Origin of the sequence: Pseudomonas sp. R1-7 (assembly GCF_051132105.1) — a bacterium.
Taxonomy (GTDB): Bacteria; Pseudomonadota; Gammaproteobacteria; order Pseudomonadales; family Pseudomonadaceae; genus Aquipseudomonas.
This window is the reverse complement of sequence record NZ_CP071661.1, coordinates 4,861,834-4,876,713: the sequence shown is the minus strand read 5'-3', so window position 1 is coordinate 4,876,713 and position 14,880 is coordinate 4,861,834. Positions and strand designations below refer to the sequence as shown.

14 protein-coding genes and 1 pseudogene are annotated in these 14,880 nt (G+C 54.5%); 10 read left to right on the top strand and 5 right to left on the bottom strand.

Annotated elements, in window-relative coordinates:
• Positions 1-2,352: a TonB-dependent receptor gene (locus J3P79_RS21885; RefSeq protein WP_434605647.1), complete on the top strand. Its 2,352-nt coding sequence runs from the start codon at positions 1-3 to the stop codon at positions 2,350-2,352.
• Here J3P79_RS21885 and J3P79_RS21880 read toward each other — a convergent pair.
• Positions 2,336-3,421, bottom strand: a complete 1,086-nt coding sequence (locus J3P79_RS21880) for a diguanylate cyclase domain-containing protein (RefSeq protein ID WP_434605646.1) — start codon at positions 3,419-3,421, stop codon at positions 2,336-2,338. The two genes, J3P79_RS21885 and J3P79_RS21880, sit on opposite strands and share 17 nt — an antisense overlap.
• Positions 3,422-3,621: 200 nt before the next feature.
• Between J3P79_RS21880 and J3P79_RS21875 the strand changes: the two genes are divergently transcribed.
• The 6 genes from J3P79_RS21875 to J3P79_RS21850 all read left to right on the top strand — a co-directional run bounded on the left by J3P79_RS21875 (position 3,622) and on the right by J3P79_RS21850 (position 6,787).
• Positions 3,622-3,942, top strand: coding sequence for a hypothetical protein (locus tag J3P79_RS21875; RefSeq protein WP_434605645.1), 321 nt, complete (start codon positions 3,622-3,624; stop codon positions 3,940-3,942).
• An 88-nt stretch (positions 3,943-4,030) separates the two neighbouring features.
• On the top strand, positions 4,031-4,180 hold the full coding sequence (locus J3P79_RS21870) for a DUF6429 family protein (RefSeq protein ID WP_434605644.1): 150 nt from the start codon (positions 4,031-4,033) through the stop codon (positions 4,178-4,180).
• Positions 4,146-4,262 (top strand): DUF6429 family protein, encoded by a 117-nt coding sequence (locus J3P79_RS21865; RefSeq protein WP_434605643.1) that lies wholly within the window; start codon positions 4,146-4,148, stop codon positions 4,260-4,262. The genes J3P79_RS21870 and J3P79_RS21865 overlap by 35 nt, the downstream gene beginning before the upstream one ends.
• A 640-nt stretch (positions 4,263-4,902) precedes the next feature.
• A complete protein-coding gene (locus J3P79_RS21860; protein ID WP_258648242.1) occupies positions 4,903-5,262 on the top strand; it encodes a DUF6124 family protein in 360 nt (119 codons plus the stop codon).
• Positions 5,263-5,440: 178 nt separating this feature from the next.
• Positions 5,441-6,046, top strand: coding sequence for a hypothetical protein (locus J3P79_RS21855; protein WP_434605642.1), 606 nt, complete (start codon positions 5,441-5,443; stop codon positions 6,044-6,046).
• Between the two features lie 381 nt (positions 6,047-6,427).
• The gene (locus tag J3P79_RS21850) at positions 6,428-6,787 is read left to right on the top strand and encodes a DUF6124 family protein (protein WP_434605641.1); all 360 of its coding nucleotides are present in this window, start codon (positions 6,428-6,430) and stop codon (positions 6,785-6,787) included.
• Between the two features lie 76 nt (positions 6,788-6,863).
• Here J3P79_RS21850 and J3P79_RS21845 read toward each other — a convergent pair whose 3' ends face one another.
• A complete protein-coding gene (locus J3P79_RS21845; protein WP_434605640.1) occupies positions 6,864-7,280 on the bottom strand; it encodes a 4-oxalocrotonate tautomerase in 417 nt (138 codons plus the stop codon).
• A 147-nt stretch (positions 7,281-7,427) separates the two neighbouring features.
• Here J3P79_RS21845 and J3P79_RS21840 point away from each other — a divergent pair, with 147 nt between their 5' ends.
• From J3P79_RS21840 to J3P79_RS21830, 3 genes and pseudogenes are all read left to right on the top strand, one after another.
• Complete coding sequence (locus J3P79_RS21840) at positions 7,428-8,015, top strand: TetR/AcrR family transcriptional regulator (protein WP_434605639.1); 588 nt, start codon at positions 7,428-7,430, stop codon at positions 8,013-8,015.
• A gap of 404 nt (positions 8,016-8,419) precedes the next feature.
• A pseudogene (locus tag J3P79_RS21835) lies at positions 8,420-8,778 on the top strand (DUF6124 family protein).
• A 474-nt stretch (positions 8,779-9,252) separates the two neighbouring features.
• Positions 9,253-10,332 (top strand): Shedu anti-phage system protein SduA domain-containing protein, encoded by a 1,080-nt coding sequence (locus J3P79_RS21830; RefSeq protein ID WP_434605638.1) that lies wholly within the window; start codon positions 9,253-9,255, stop codon positions 10,330-10,332.
• Between the two features lie 230 nt (positions 10,333-10,562).
• On the opposite strand, the gene J3P79_RS21825 is transcribed toward J3P79_RS21830, so the two are convergent.
• From J3P79_RS21825 to J3P79_RS21815, 3 genes are all read right to left on the bottom strand, one after another.
• Positions 10,563-11,189 (bottom strand): hypothetical protein, encoded by a 627-nt coding sequence (locus J3P79_RS21825; RefSeq protein WP_434605637.1) that lies wholly within the window; start codon positions 11,187-11,189, stop codon positions 10,563-10,565.
• Positions 11,190-11,302: 113 nt separating this feature from the next.
• Positions 11,303-12,997 carry a chemotaxis protein gene (locus tag J3P79_RS21820; protein WP_434605636.1) on the bottom strand — a complete coding sequence of 565 codons (1,695 nt, stop codon included), beginning with the start codon at positions 12,995-12,997 and terminating at the stop codon, positions 11,303-11,305.
• Positions 12,994-14,712: a hypothetical protein gene (locus J3P79_RS21815; RefSeq protein WP_434605635.1), complete on the bottom strand. Its 1,719-nt coding sequence runs from the start codon at positions 14,710-14,712 to the stop codon at positions 12,994-12,996. Before J3P79_RS21815 ends, J3P79_RS21820 begins: the two co-directional genes overlap by 4 nt.
• Positions 14,713-14,880 lie beyond the last annotated feature (168 nt).

The window sequence follows — 14,880 nt, the reverse complement described above, 5'->3', positions numbered from 1 at the left end:
ATGTCGGTCCTGGGTTATCGGCTGCTCGTGCTCGGCAGCCTTTGCGCGTTGCCTTGGGCGTCGGTCCACGCCGCCCAAGAGACCCCCGGCGCCCTCACGCTCGACGAAACCACCGTCACCGCTCGTCGTCGCGAAGAAGACCCGCAAGACGTGCCGATCCCCATCAACGTTCTCTATGGCGATCAACTGGACGAAGCCGGCCTGCACCGCCTGCAAGACATCCAACAACGCGTGCCCGGCCTGGTGGTCTCCGGCCACGACGCCCGTTATGCCGGCTTCGGCCTGCGCGGCTTCGGCGCGACGGCCTACAACGATGGCCTGGAAGGCAGCGTCGGCACCTACGTCGACGGCGTTTACCAGGCGCGCCAGGGCATGGCCTTCACCGAATTGATGGACATCGAGCGCATCGAAGTTTTGCGCGGGCCCCAAGGCACCTTGTTCGGCAAGAACACCACCGCCGGCGCGCTGAACATCGTCACTCGCCAGCCGACGTTCCAGCCCGAAGCCAACCTCGAAGCCAGCTACGGCGAACGTGGCCTGCGGGAATATCGCGGGACGATATCCGGGCCGCTGCAAGACGACGTGCTCGCTGGCCGACTCAACGTATTCGATGGCTCCAGCGAAGGCTCCGTGGAAAACCTGCAAGACGGCAGCCGCCTCGGCGATTCCGATAGCCAAGGCCTGCGCGGCCAATTGCTGTGGACGCCGAACAGCGACTTCAGCGCCCGTTTGATCGCCGACTACGCCGAGCAGAACGAAGCCGGCAACGTCCTGCTGGTCAATCACTACAGCGAGCAAACCCGCAAGCGCGCCAGATTCGTCGGCTATCCGCTGGCGGAGCCCGACCCTTACCAGCGGGAAAACCGCATCGACGCGCCGGGCCAACCGCGAACCCTGCAAAACGGCGTGTCACTGGAATTGAATTGGGATCTGGACGAAGCGATGCGCTTCACCAGCATCACCGCCTATCGCGACTGGGATTACCGCGCCGACCGCGACGGTGACAGCACCGCGCTGTCGGTGGCCCAATCCGAAGCCGAGCTCGGCCATCGGCAGTTCAGCCAGGAATGGCGCCTGTCCGGCACGGCCGGCTCGTCCGTCGATTACGTCGCCGGGCTCTATTACCTGCGCCAGCAGCTCGACCGCGAGATCAACGCCGAATTTGGCCCGGACGCCGCGTCCTGGTTCGTCGGCGATCAGTTGGAGTCATTGGAAAAACTCTTCGGCATCCGCCTCACCGATCCGAGGCAGGTGCCTTCGGTGCTACTCGATGGCGCCCGGCAACGCTATGACGGCGAGCAAAAGGGCGACAGCCGAGCGGTGTTCGGCCAACTCTCGTGGCGCCCGATTGGCCCGCTGGAACTCACCGCCGGCCTGCGCTACAGCCAGGAGCGCAAGGACGGTTGGATTTCCCGCGACGTCAGCAACCTCGCCCCGCTGACGGGTTTGCCCCCGGTCTTCCAGGCCGGTGGGCAACTGCTGCGCGACATTGCCCTCGGCAGCGCTTATTACCGCGAAGACTCGATCAAAGAGGACAATGTCTCTGGCCTGCTCAGCGCCAGCTATCGCTTCAGCGATGGGGTGATGGGCTACGTCAGTTGGTCGCGGGGTTACAAGGCCGGCGGCATCAACTTCGACGTAATCGGCCCGTTCACCGCGCCGACCTTCGAGCCGGAGCGGGCCACGTCCCTGGAAGTGGGCATGAAGACGCGGTTCTGGGATCAGCGCGCCTTGCTCAACCTCGCCGTCTACCAGACCGACGTCGACGATTACCAAGCGCTCACCTACAGCCCACCCACCTCGCTGTTCGCGCCCCCGCTGCGGGACAACCTGATCAACGTCGGCAAAGTCCGCCTGCGCGGCATCGAACTCGATTCCGCCTGGCAACTCACTTCCCAAATCACCGGGCGCCTGGGCGTGGCCTGGAGCGATGCGCGCTACCGCAGTTTCCCCAGTGCCCCGTGCCCGCCGGCCTCGGGCCAATGGACCTGCGACCTCAGCGGCGAGCGCCTCTACAACGCCCCGGAATGGAACCTCAGCAGCGGCCTCGACCACACCCACCCGCTGCCCTACGGCCTGGAAGCGTTCAGCGGCGTCGACTACAGCTTCCGCACGGGCTACTACGGCACCCTCGAAGGCGGCGAAGGGAGTTATCAACCGAGCTACGGCCTCACCAACCTGCGGCTGGGCCTGCGCAGCCAGGACCGCGCCTGGGAAGTCGAAGGCTGGGTGCGCAACGTCTTCGACCGCCACTACATCACCGCCGTCTACTCACTGCTCGGCGCCGGCGACTATGGCGTCATGACCGGCAGCGAACGCACCGTCGGCACCACCGTCAGGCTTCGCTATTGAGCGAAATAAACCGCGTCGGACAAAACGCCAGGCGATTGCCGCCGGCCTTCTTCGACAGGTACATCGCCTGATCCGCCTTACTGATCAGCCCATCCACCTCAAGTCCATGCTCAGGGTAAAACGCCACCCCGATACTCGCCGCGATCTCCACCGTCTGCGCGCCAATCAGAATCGGCGCATTCGCCGCCGCCAGCATCCGCTTGAGCAACGGCTCGCTGTCCGCCTCGGCGTGCAAACCCACCAGCCCCGCGACAAACTCATCACCTCCCAGCCGGGCCAACGTATCGCCCTCACGCAACGTCGCATTGATCCGCGCCGCGACAATCTGCAACACCCGATCCCCCCAGTCATGGCCATAACTGTCGTTCAGCGCTTTGAACCCATCCAGGTCGATAAACGCAATCGCCACCTTCTGCTGATGAATCCGCGCCTTGCCCAATGCCTGCCGCATCCGCTCGGCCAACAACAACCGATTCGGCAACTGCGTGAGCGCGTCATACCGAGCGTCACGTTCCAGCAACTGCAGACGCTGCTTCATCTGCGTCATATCGCTGAACAGCGCCACATAGTGCTGAACATTACCGTGACGATCATGCACGGCGCTGATGCTGATCCGCGACGTCATCTCCCGCCCGTCTTTGTGATTGCTTTGGATCTCGCCGGACCAATGGCCGTGGAAATCCAACGCGTTTTTCATCGGCGCGTAAAAAGCGGTGAGGCGACGGACCATGCGGTGGGAGTTCAACTCGCGGCCCTGCACCTCTTCCTGGCTGTAGCCGGTGAGACGGGTGAAGGCCTCGTTTACGCCAATGACCCGGCCGAATGGATCGACCAGAATGATGCCCTCGCGGGCGTGGCTGAACACGGTGGTCGCCAGCTCAGGGCAGAGGGTGTTGATGCGATTGTCCAGTGTGGCTTCGTCACGGGTGGCGGGCCATGTGTTGGAGTCGAAGCCTTGCTGGGCCAGGTAGCTGACCAGGGAGGAGAGTGATTTGTGCAGGCGGGTCAGGGCATTCGTGGCGAGCCTGGAGTTGAGGCAATAGCTGCGAATGAAGGTGCGTAGGTTCATGGGGGGACGCGGTGCTCGGTTGTAGCGCTTGGGGTGGGTGAAGCGGGGGATTATCGGGGTGGGGGGGCGGTGGGGTGTTTGCTGGAGGGGATGGGGGCTTTGCGGGAGAGGATGGAGTGGAAAGATTTTGGGTGTAGCCTTGAAAGCCACCTTGGCGCGGAAATGAATCCCTAGGTGGACTCAACATGGAGGACTGATTCGTGATCAGCCAAGCCAGAATCAACAGCGTGAAAGCCGTCCCCGGCCAATACGCCTTGCAAGTGGTGTTTGCCGACGGTAAGTGCTACGACGTTGACCTACGGGAGCACATCCGACAATTCCCAATGCTCGAGCTCTTGAAAGATCTGTCGTTGTTCGGCACTGCCCAATTGGGCGAATGGGGGTTCGATGTGAACTGGGGTGATCGCTTCGAACTGGCGGCAGTTACCTTGCATCGGTTGGCGTTAGAGCAGGTGGGTGAGGTTGGCAGTCGAGGCATCCAAACGCTGGATGGCGACCATCAAGCCCTGCCGGATAGCTAATCTTTCTGCTTATCTTGAGCAGGCAGGGTCCAGCGGCGCTAATGCCTAACTCCGGCGCTACCGACTAAACACGAACGGAGCAACGACCATGGAATACGACGACACATTGATAGAAGAAGCTGTGCTTGCCTTGTTGGCAGCCTTCAGTTCCGACGACGGTAACGCCTGGAAGGGGTTCGATTTCGAGGTCATGAACCGGTTGCATGAACAAGGTCTTATTCACCAACCCGGTAAATAGGAACAAGTCGATCTGGTTGACTGATGAAGGGTTGGAGCGAGGTCGGCAGATTGCCGAGCGGTTGTTTAAGAAAGTAGGTTGATGGGGCTACGCCACCTTGATGGCGCCTTGCCGGATTGACCGAGCGCAACCGGCTGCCCTTACTCCTTTATGCCAACGACTGTGTTCGCTTGGCGATGTTGAGGCGCAGCTATTGAAGTGCTGTATCGGCGAAGAAAGGCGAGGGCGCCCAGCGGCAGCCTGCCAACGGCCGATGGTACTGCCACTCACTTAAGAAAAGCGACGAACCCGTGGCGAGGGAGCTTGCTCCCGCTGGGCTGCGCAGCAGCCCCTCTTCATCCATCGGCCAACCGCTCACGCCAGCCAAATGAAGCCCTGTCAGTAAAGCCCGACAGACACCGCCAACAAAGCCTCGCCAGCCCACATCGCCTTGCGCCTTTGCCTACAACTACGCCAGAATCCGCCGGCTTGTGCGCCTTGGGTTACGTCGGTAGTTTGGATCTGTCACTGCTTATCAGTGATCGGGTTTAGCAGCTCGCCGAGTTAAGTCGCACAACGCGTCATCAGTCAGGAATCCCCATCCCTGCACTTGATGGTGGCTGTGCGCAGGGCGCCCTCGGGCGCGCCGATTTCTTAACTCGTCGGTCTGCTAACCTGCGTACAGCTGCCTCCCATTTCGTTTAGCAGCGAACGGGTCGTGGCCTCAATAGAGAGTTAAGACCATGGTCAAAATTACACCGAATCCTCCAGTTACAGATGAACACGTGTCGCGTGCTCAATCTGCTCGCAACAAGAAAATCGACGACGCTGCCACGCGGGCGTTGGATTACTATCTGAAGCCCAAGCCTAAGAGCGAAACGTCGGACAAGACTGACTCCATTCTTCGGATTGATCCGAGCGTGGATTCTGAGTGTTTGCTGGCGAATCTGAGTGAGAACCTGGCTTCGGCGAATGCGATGATCAGTGATCTTGCGTTCGATCTGGATGGCTCGCGAAGGCGGGTTGCGTTGGGGATTTTGCAGGTGATCGAAGTGAGTGAACTGTTGGCGAATCGGGCTTTGGATATTGTTGAAGTAAGATAGCCGAGGCGTTTGCCTCAGCATGAGAGAGGTCTTGGCGACGAGACCTCTTTTTTGTAAATGAGTGACTACCCCAAACAAACCAGACTTGGCGGCAGGCAAGCTGATAGATGATCTGAAGCAATAACAGCTCAGACGGAACCGGAGTGCTGCACGCCTCCACATGGACAAGGAGTTATGGATGACCGCTGTCTCGACACTCAAGCAGTACTCACTAAAAAGCTGGGCCGCGATCGTGGCTGTTGTTGGCTTACTGGCCGGTTTCCCCAGCATTTCAACCTGGTTGGCCGAAATGAGGGCCGACTACTACAAAAGCCATTTCATTGGCCGTTGGACCGAAGAGTTCAGCTATCCCAATGCCGACGGCGTTCAGTTCGAGTTCAAGGGCATGATCGAGTACTTCGCCAACAACCATTACAACGTCAGTGGCGTGGTCGCGCTGGTTGGAACAGAGCCTTCGAAACCCTTCAGGTTCGAATACAGCGCCAATGGCGCCGGGACTTGGAGCGCAGACAGTGAAAAGCTGTCGTTCACGCTGCGGCAGATGAAAACATTACCCAAGACCTACACGGTTGACGGCGAAGATATTTCGCCTTTGATGGTGGCGCAATTTATCGGCCCTAGCATGCCCAACCTCAGTGATATCTTTCCCGAAGGGGGATCGGGACAGGCGCGGATCAGGGAGGTGGAGAAGAACAAGATTGTTTTGGAGCAAATGGACTTGCAGGGCAGACCCTTCATCGTGACGACGCATCGTCAGGTAGCTGAGCAGCCTGAGAATCCTTGATTCGAGGCCCGGATATCCGGCTGAACTGGATAACGTAGGCTGGGTCTGTCAGGCATCGAGCGACCTCCGCCCATGAACCACATCGCCTTGCGCCTTTGCCTACAACTACGCCAGAATCCGCCGGCTTGTGCGCCTTGGGCCGCGTCGGTAGTTTGGGACCTGTCACTGCTCTTCAGTGATCGGGTTTAGTCGCCCAGGGTGAAACAGGTTGTGCAAGGCGTCATCCAGTCGGGATTCCCATCCCGCACTCGATGGTGGCTGTGCGCAGGGCGTCCTCGGACGCGCCGGTTTCTTGTTTCCCCGGTCGACTAACCTGCGTACAGCTGCCTCCCATCGTTTAGTCGCGAGCGGGTGATGGCTCCAACTACAGGAAGCAAGACGATGGCGAAAGTTACTCCGAATCCTCCCGACGCGAACGAACACGTCTCCCGTGCTCAGTCTGCCCGCAACAAGAAAATCGACGACGCTGCAACGCGAGCGTTGGATTTTTATCTGAAACCCAAGCCTGAGGGCGAAACGTCTGACAAGTCCGACTCCATTTTTCGGATTGATCCGAGTGTGGATTCTGAGTGTTTGCTTGCGAATCTCAGTGAGAATCTGGCTTCGGCGAATGCGATGATCAGTGATCTGGCATTCGACCTTGATGGCTCGCGACGGCGTGTTGCGTTGGGGATTTTGCAGGTGATTGAGGTGAGTGAACTGTTGGCGAATCGGGCGTTGGATATTGTTGAGCTGAGGTAGATTCGGCGGGTAAAAACTGTCCTTCGGTCAAAAAAAGGTCTTGCCTAGCAAGACCTTTTTCACTGCCTCAAGTCGATCAACCCCTTGCGATGGCCTCACCGAGTTGCTGATTGGTCATCGCCTTGCCAGCAATACCCCATGCGCCATCTACGGCATGCACGATGTTGACCCAGATGTTTGTCTTGGGCAGCTGTCCGCCGGACATCTCATGGATAATGTTGGTTACTTCATCAATGTAGCCAATCTGTATTTCGCGGTTGGCGAATGCAAAGGCAGGCACCTTCCATTCGATGAAAGCCACAGGCGCTTCGGCGGAGCCAGAGAAGGTGTTTTCTGCGGTCAAAACATGAATGGAACCGACAATGTTCGGGGTCATGGCCTTGTTGCCGGTCAGGCCATGCCACTTCAGCATCGCGTCAGACAGCTGGGCGAAAGCAATTTTCTCGCTGCCTTTAGGCAGGACACCTTCAGTAAGCGTAAGGGTGAGAGGCATTTCCATACTCCTGTAAGCGAGGTGTGCGACGCATCGGCGACCGCATCGATCATAAAATAACGATCGTTATTTTAATTTACATAACGATCGTTACATTGCCAAGTACAATCTGGATTCACCCACCCGGAATCCCGTAGAGAGGTATGCATGTCTCGATCCGAACGAAAGCAGCAGACACGTCAACGAATCCTTGACGCCGCTGGCCGTGGCTTTCGCAAAGCTGGCTTTGGCGGCATTGGTGTGGATGGCTTGGCAAAGGAAGCAGGCGTTACGTCCGGCGCCTTCTATGCCCACTTCGACTCCAAGGCTGCTGCATTTCGTGAGTCGGTCGCACAGGGGATGGCTGAACTCAAGGAGGGTGTGCGCCACTTCCAAGGCCAACACGGGCACACCTGGTGGCCTGAGTTCGTGTGTTTCTACTTGGGAGAGAAGCGTAAATGCGAACTGTCGGAGAGTTGCGCCCTGCAGAGTCTTGCGTCAGAAATTTCCAGGTCTGATCCCAACTCACGCGCGGAGTTTGAGGCTGAACTGCTCAACGTCGCCGCCGTGATCGTGGCCGGCCCCACGTCGGAGCACGCTCCTGCCGACATAGGCGAAGCCATGTTCGCATTGTCCACGCTGGTTGGCGCCGTAACGCTCGCTCGAGCGGTAGCCGATCCGGCAGTGGCCGAAAAAATCGCAGCCGCGGCGGAGCGGACATTACTGTCCGGGAATCGTTATCGAGACGAGTCGTGAGCCGGCGCGCAAGAGCCGTTCCATAATGCTGAATGGGTCGATTGTCTGAGAGATACCAGTCGCTAGACCGTCAGACGTTGGGCGACTAGAACCCCAAGCCCACATCGCCTTGCGCCATTGCCTACAACTACGCCAGAATCCGCCGGCTTGTTCGCCTGGGGCCGCGTCGGTAGTTTGAGTCCTGTCACTGCTCATCAGTGATCGGGTTTAGTCGCCCAGGGTGAAACAGGTTGTGCAAGGCGTCATCCAGTCGGGATTTCCATCCTGCACTCGATGGTGGCTGTGCGCAGGGCGTCCTCGGACGCGCCGGTTTCTTGTTTCCCCGGTCGACTAACCTGCGTACAGCTGCCTCCCATCGTTTAGTCGCGAGCGGGTGATGGCTCTAACTACAAGGAAGCAAGATAATGGCAAAAGATACTCCGAACCCTCCTGATACGAACGAACACGTCTCCCGTGCTCAGTCTGCCCGCAACAAGAAAATCGATGACGCTGCCACGCGAGCGTTGGAACACTACCTGAAACCCAAGTCTAAGAGCGAAACGTCTGACAAGACCGACTCCATTTTTCGGATTGATCCGGGTGTGGATTCTGAATGTTTACTTGCGAATCTCAGTGAAAATTTGGCTTCGGCGAACGCGATGATTAGTGATTTGGCGTTTGATCTGGATGGTTCGCGTCGGCGGGTTGCGTTGGGATTTTGCAGGTGATTGAGGTGAGTGAGTTGTTGGCTAATCGGGCGTTGGATATTGTTGAGGTGAGGTAGATAGCAATATCACATGCTACCTAGGCTAGAAAAAGGTCTTGTCCAGCAAGACCTTTTCTAGCCCGAGGGAGACTCGTGCGTTTCATAGACGGTGTCTTGTAACGAGTGGATTGCTGACATTACATTTGAAGATACATGCTGCTCGATTTCGGAAGGGAGGCCTAACGGAAATTCCGTTTGAGACACTGAATTTATGCTCGGTGGAAAAAGGCTTGGCTTAACTTATCCAGTCACGCGGTTAGGGTTGCAGCCAGCCGCCAATAGCCTGCCCAGTTTCGGCAGCTCCAAGTGACGAGTAAGCTCGTTTGTAGAAAGTGTAACAGGACGGATTTATTTTTCTTAGTCGATTTTTTTATTTTCGCGTTTCGTATTGACGTTGCTAAACTGATCTTCGATCAGTATTGGTAAAAAACATTATCTTGCGATTTTGTCGATGAATTTTCACTTGGCCATACCATGGAAAAGGTTCTACACATGAAGATTACGGATGTTGTCCATAATTACCCAGATGGTTCCTGCTTAGCTCGTGGTTTGTGTCGAGTTAGATTGTTCGTGAACGAATCGGGGATAGTGGTTCTGCTTACTGATCTGGGCAATAAAAATGACGGCCAATCAGTAACGAACGCTGTGGAGCATATTATTAAGTCGCTGCAGGTACTGGGTGTCGTCATGGGCCCGGCAACTTATTTGGAGCACTACGAGCGGGAAGACTCTCGGGGCGATACCTTCGATGTTGTCACCGTTGGGTCTCTTGGTGGGACGCACTGGCAAACTATAAATCGTGAGCAGGCATGTCGACTGATCGGATGTTCAATGAGCGAGTTGGAGGAGCGGAGTTGGGAAAATACTCGCATTGTTTCGGAGGCGGACCGGCTACGTTTTTCTAGAGACCGATTTGTTGATTCTCCCTATCAGGGGAGCAATGCCGTAATAAAGCGTCGTTTAGAGATCGATGACGGAATGATTTCTCGGGCAGAAGTGGAGGCATTGATCAGCGCAGGTGCTCGCGAGCGAGATCTCCAATGCCTATTGAAAAAGGACCTTTCAATCTTTGCAGAGACCTACGCCCAGCCAGATGGTGAGTACATTTGCTTTTCGGAGTTTCCTTTGGCAGACGGATACGTTGACTTCGTGGTGCTGACTGGGCGCTCGCGCATGGACGTAATTTTGATTGAGATAAAGGGCGCCGATTTCAACTTGCTGAACGCAGACCATTACAAGGAGTTTAATCATAAGGTCCATCAAGCGGCCGGCCAGCTCAGAAACCGTCTAGGACATATCTATCGTGAGCTTTCAACGTTCAGAGATCATGTCCATTCCGTCAGGGCCCGAGCTGAGCGGGGAGAGTTGATTCATAACGCTTTTATGGGGCCTCACGATGGGCTTGAGGTCGACCCCCAAAAGGACATTAACATTCGAGCAGTTCTCATAGGAGGACGGACGGTTGATGATCGAGCAGAAAGTACGAAGAGGCACGACTACGAACACCGTTTCACTCCACCGATCAGAATTGAGTCTTGGGACACGTGGGTGCGTAGGCTTCAGCGATCCTAATCCTCTTGTCTTAGTCTGATGGCGCATATCCCCCCGAGGCGCTATGAGACGAGGGGGGATTTATTTTTTATATGTGCCGAATAAACTCGTCACCTTTATATATAGTTGCACCGTTTGTCTTGAAGGCGATAGGCGCCAAACTCATGAAGCGTTAAGTCAGGCGCCTTTCCCTTCAGCTTTTTTTCGGCGGTGGCGGTGGCGGTGGAGACTTCGAAAGGTTTCCGTGATCTTTAACGAAGCGCATTGGAGGCGGCGGTGGCGGTGGAGGTTTTTGATTGCTCATGCTGGTTAAGCTCCTGCTGGTGGGTGTAGAAAGGAACGAACGATACTACCGAAAGGATCATGGTGAGCGTCACGTAGTTCGCTAATGATACGAGTTTCGAACCACGCTTGTCGTTGTTTACTGTATTAACTGTTGCGCCTTCAATATAGTAATTCAAAATGATAGATTTAAAATAGATTTCGGCATCGTCATCATTTTCGCCGTGAACTGCGAAGTGAGCGGTCGTAGTGGCACGATACGCCTCTAGTTCGCTCAGTGTCGGAAGTCCTCTGTCAAAATCGCGTAATTGCCAAGATGAACGAAAATAATATGCGCCGCAAAGTAGGCAGAAGACAGCGCATAAATAAAGCGTCCAAAATGATACGCCCACAAAACCGTCATCTGTGTTGGGCGCCTTACTCAGCATGTACGATAAAAAAGATAAAAGTACGCCAAGAATGGCCAGAGGAAGGCTGAGCCTCGATATTAGCTTCTCTTTACGTTCCAGTTCGTAGAAATAAATTTTTTCATAAATGCAAACCTTGCTGCGTCGTCCACGAGGGTATCCTTCAGACTTGGAGGTGTCATGCCGCACCAGAACCTGAGTTAAGGAGCACCACATTGCATTGGTTGGCTTCAGCTTTAATCTCTTAGACGGTCCACCTGAACTTCAGCCAAATCGGTTCGAGGGTCATTATTAGAACTATATCAGTCTGTTTCAGGCTCCATTAGGAAATTGATCCAAAACCCTGGGGGTATTGGTAATTCATGATGGTGACAAGCGACCATAATCACTGGCCAGAATCCTGACTTGACAGGCGACAGACTTTGCAAGTCGCTATTCATGGCACATGCCTCTACGATGGTTGCAATGAGCTGACGCCCGCCTTTGTTCAGCGGTAGCCTACAAAGGGCTCGCCCATGGGAATTGTTACCCACATAAATTTTTTCTTCTGATGCGGCATCAGGCAGCCAAAGCTGTAAGGTGCAGTGTTTTAATTCATTCTGAGCGAGGCGACTCAGAATCTCAACCGCCTCATGTTCACCAAATGCATGCAACCAAGCTGCGATCAAGGGAACTACTGTACTGCCCGCCATCGCTTCCTTGAAGTATTCATCGGATTTATCGCGTGGGTGCTCGGCTAGATCTCGGTAATCTGAAAAGGAGCTTGTATAACGGCCATGTGTATGGAGGGAGAAGTTGAGGCGATAAGCCATTTGCTCGAGCCAGGACGCCACCTCCGTCGCATCAAGTCCGCTAACCATCCAAAGTTGAAGGAATAAGGCGATGCTAGTTCCTTGCCGATCTTTTATCGGTAGAAATAGTGCCGGATTGTTTCGGATTAGCGCCAGTCCTGCTTGCGTAAGCCGCACAACGCTTTTGCTGAGTTGCTCTTTGTGTTCCTCGCTGCTCCGCTCTCCGATCCAATGGAGCCATAATCCGGCCAGACCGATGCGACCCAATATTTCAAATAGAGCAAGATTCACGTCCAATGGGCTGTGGGAACCTGTCGCCATTGATATTCCATGGTGAATTTCCACGTATGGCAGAACTCGTTGCTCTAAGAACTCCAGGGAGATAGTGAAATGCAGTTGAATTATTTGATTGACTACGATGCTGAGGGCCTTCAATTCACTGGTGTTACTGCCGAGAATGGGGCGAAGCAGTTCCCAAGCAGCCAGCGTCGCCAGTTCACTTGCCCTGTACGGAGACTCAAGATTGCCGGCACTACGGGCCCAAACAAATAAAATCCACAGACAAATATTTAGTTGCCGGGAAGCGCGTACGCGGGCTTTTTTCGATACCGTGCCAGATTTACATAGGTCCCCTACCAAATGGCTAAAGTGTTCGTATGAAACGTCTGGCTCGTCGACCATAGCAACAGCTTTCTGAAAGCTGCTACGCAGCGGCTTCGGAAGAAGCTCCTCTCGCAATATTCCTTTTAGAATCATTTCGGCGATTTTGTCGCCATTCCACTCATCAAAGGAAACTTCCGTTGTGGTGTTTTTGTTGATAAAGCCTGTTAATTTTTCTCGGACTTGCTCGTTAACATCTCCTCCAAAAGCTAGGCAGATAACAATCTTCAGATGCTTGTATTTGGCTGGAATTCTGCCGGGGATATACGCGTCTAGAATCTCATTCAACGATGACCGTAGAGCCTGTGGGTTACCGTCCCAGTCTTGACGGGTAAGGTCACCTTTTTTGACGGAAAACAGAAAGAGTTTTTTCTCCCCATCGTCGTCCTTCCCGACGGCGGCAATATCTACGCCAAGCTGGCTTGTTCCTCTTTGAGGGCGTGAATAAACGTTGAAGCCAATTTCGCTCAACAGGTCTGGGAGGATGGCATCTAATTCATCTCGCTCCTTGAGCGATGCCAAATAGTCGCGAATCAATAGCTTCATTTTTCCATCCTTTCGTTGCGGAAAACGCGGAGGATGTAATCAAGACCGACGGGATCAATGGCCGACATGCGCGGCATCTCATAGGAAACACCATGAGAGTGAAGGTCGAATTCCATGGGGCGCAGCCTTTCTTGGCCGTCATCTACGAAACTCAATGAACGATTGCCATAGAGCAGCACGGAGCGGCTTATCAGATTCAAAAAAACAGACGCGCTTTCCGCCTGTTTGTGGGCGTCTCGCATCTGATCCGAAATACGTAGGCGTTCTATGCGACGATGGTGTTCCGATGGTTGAAGCTCGACAATCAGTGGAACTGTTTGTTGAGCTTTGAGGTTGCTCTCGTTATGAGCTAGGGCCCGGATAATAGCCTTACTCCCTGTATCGTCCGGAGCAAGGCTTTCGAGATATTTCCGTACTCCGCTATAGTTTTGAAGCAAGGGGTCGATCAGTAGTTTTTGCACTTCTTGGGCAGTATTGGCGTCACAGGCCTGTAGCACAGAGACCAATATAGACGCAGCCGTTATCGGCTTAAAGAAAAACCAGCCAACAGCCTTTCGGCAAATGAACAGCTGTGCTGTGGGAGAGAGAGCTAGGTCGTCGGCCTTGAGGTTCAGCGGTACACCATCTAGTCTCGGCCCTTGTATCGCGTCGGCGAGCCCGTTACAAAGTCGGGGGGCGCCGAGTCCTAGCCATTGAACTACGACTCGGCTAAGGACGTCTGGAGGCCCAGAAAGCAAAGTCCGGCTGAAACTATCTAACGCTCCAAGTTCTAAATTATTATCTGGGCGTGATAGAAGCTCGGTAACGAAAGAAACAGCCGGCTCATCATAGCCAAGCTTTAACAATGTTTGCAGGCCAATATCTAGCTCCTCTACAGTTCCCTTGTTAGCGGAATCCATATGGCTCAATGCACCCAGTAAGAGGGTAACGATGTCTAACGTAAGGGCTTTTTGATACGCCCAAAGGACGTGTGCACACTGGTGTATAGTGAATTTGCTAGGGTTAATTAGCAGCCTACTTATTAGCAAGTTTGCATCTGCAGGCGAAGTATATGCACCACATGCTAAAATTCGCATCGAGGCATGTAGTACGCTGGCCCTTACAAAATCGTCAATATTGCCGTCTAGCAGGGCGTTGAAGACTGTAAAAGTCTCTGCACAGGACGCTGAGTTTGGGTGCTGGATACGTCCCAATGCAGCAATGGCTGCCTGACGACAAGTCTCATACCCAAGTGTAATACGGCGCGCCTCGATCAGATCGTTAGTAGCCTCCAACGCGAATGCAAGATGGTGGCAAGCGAGCTCGTCACCTTTAAGCGCAGCAGCGATTACCTCCTTGGCACGTTGGGGAACATGCTCGCACCATTCGCGAAATGCAGCATTAGGTTCATTCGCTGCTCCGTCGGTCCCCCCGTGGACCACCAATTCATTAACGCAGCGCATCATACGTTCAGGGGACGTATCTAATTCCGGTAAGAGACGGCAGAGAAAGCACGACGCACTAAAAAAATCAGTTCCTTGGAGCTCCTGAATAGCTCCATTCTCAACAAGGGCCAATAGGTCAATGGTTCCAGCGTTGTGCAATGTAATGCAAAGCTTTTCGAGCTCATGAGTGTTCACTCTGCCGCTCATTCCAAATCCGCATGCCATTTGGTTAGCTAGCCTCCCGCCATTGAACAAGTTAACTAGCTCTGCGGTTGTCGGTGTCACGTCCATGTACCTCACTTTAAACACATTGATCGGTCGGATGTCCGTCGCATTCCTATTGTGAAAGTATTTCAGCTATCTAGGTACGAGAGATCAGCTTAGGATGGTTTTCCGATGTTGGCGACGGAAAGCATTTACTAATATTCTGTCTTATATGATGAACCGCTACGGGTCAAT

What these genes read in the sequence shown, in the direction of transcription:
- J3P79_RS21865 (WP_434605643.1), top strand. Translation starts at nt 4,146, where the DNA reads ATGAACAAGGTCTTATTCACCAACCCGGTAAATAGGAACAAGTCGATC.
- J3P79_RS21870 (WP_434605644.1), top strand. Translation starts at nt 4,031, where the DNA reads ATGGAATACGACGACACATTGATAGAAGAAGCTGTGCTTGCCTTGTTG.
- J3P79_RS21820 (WP_434605636.1), bottom strand. Translation starts at nt 12,997, where the DNA reads ATGAAGCTATTGATTCGCGACTATTTGGCATCGCTCAAGGAGCGAGAT.
- J3P79_RS21855 (WP_434605642.1), top strand. Translation starts at nt 5,441, where the DNA reads ATGACCGCTGTCTCGACACTCAAGCAGTACTCACTAAAAAGCTGGGCC.
- J3P79_RS21840 (WP_434605639.1), top strand. Translation starts at nt 7,428, where the DNA reads ATGTCTCGATCCGAACGAAAGCAGCAGACACGTCAACGAATCCTTGAC.
- J3P79_RS21885 (WP_434605647.1), top strand. Translation starts at nt 1, where the DNA reads ATGTCGGTCCTGGGTTATCGGCTGCTCGTGCTCGGCAGCCTTTGCGCG.
- J3P79_RS21815 (WP_434605635.1), bottom strand. Translation starts at nt 14,712, where the DNA reads ATGGACGTGACACCGACAACCGCAGAGCTAGTTAACTTGTTCAATGGC.
- J3P79_RS21850 (WP_434605641.1), top strand. Translation starts at nt 6,428, where the DNA reads ATGGCGAAAGTTACTCCGAATCCTCCCGACGCGAACGAACACGTCTCC.
- J3P79_RS21860 (WP_258648242.1), top strand. Translation starts at nt 4,903, where the DNA reads ATGGTCAAAATTACACCGAATCCTCCAGTTACAGATGAACACGTGTCG.
- J3P79_RS21830 (WP_434605638.1), top strand. Translation starts at nt 9,253, where the DNA reads ATGAAGATTACGGATGTTGTCCATAATTACCCAGATGGTTCCTGCTTA.
- J3P79_RS21880 (WP_434605646.1), bottom strand. Translation starts at nt 3,421, where the DNA reads ATGAACCTACGCACCTTCATTCGCAGCTATTGCCTCAACTCCAGGCTC.
- J3P79_RS21845 (WP_434605640.1), bottom strand. Translation starts at nt 7,280, where the DNA reads ATGCCTCTCACCCTTACGCTTACTGAAGGTGTCCTGCCTAAAGGCAGC.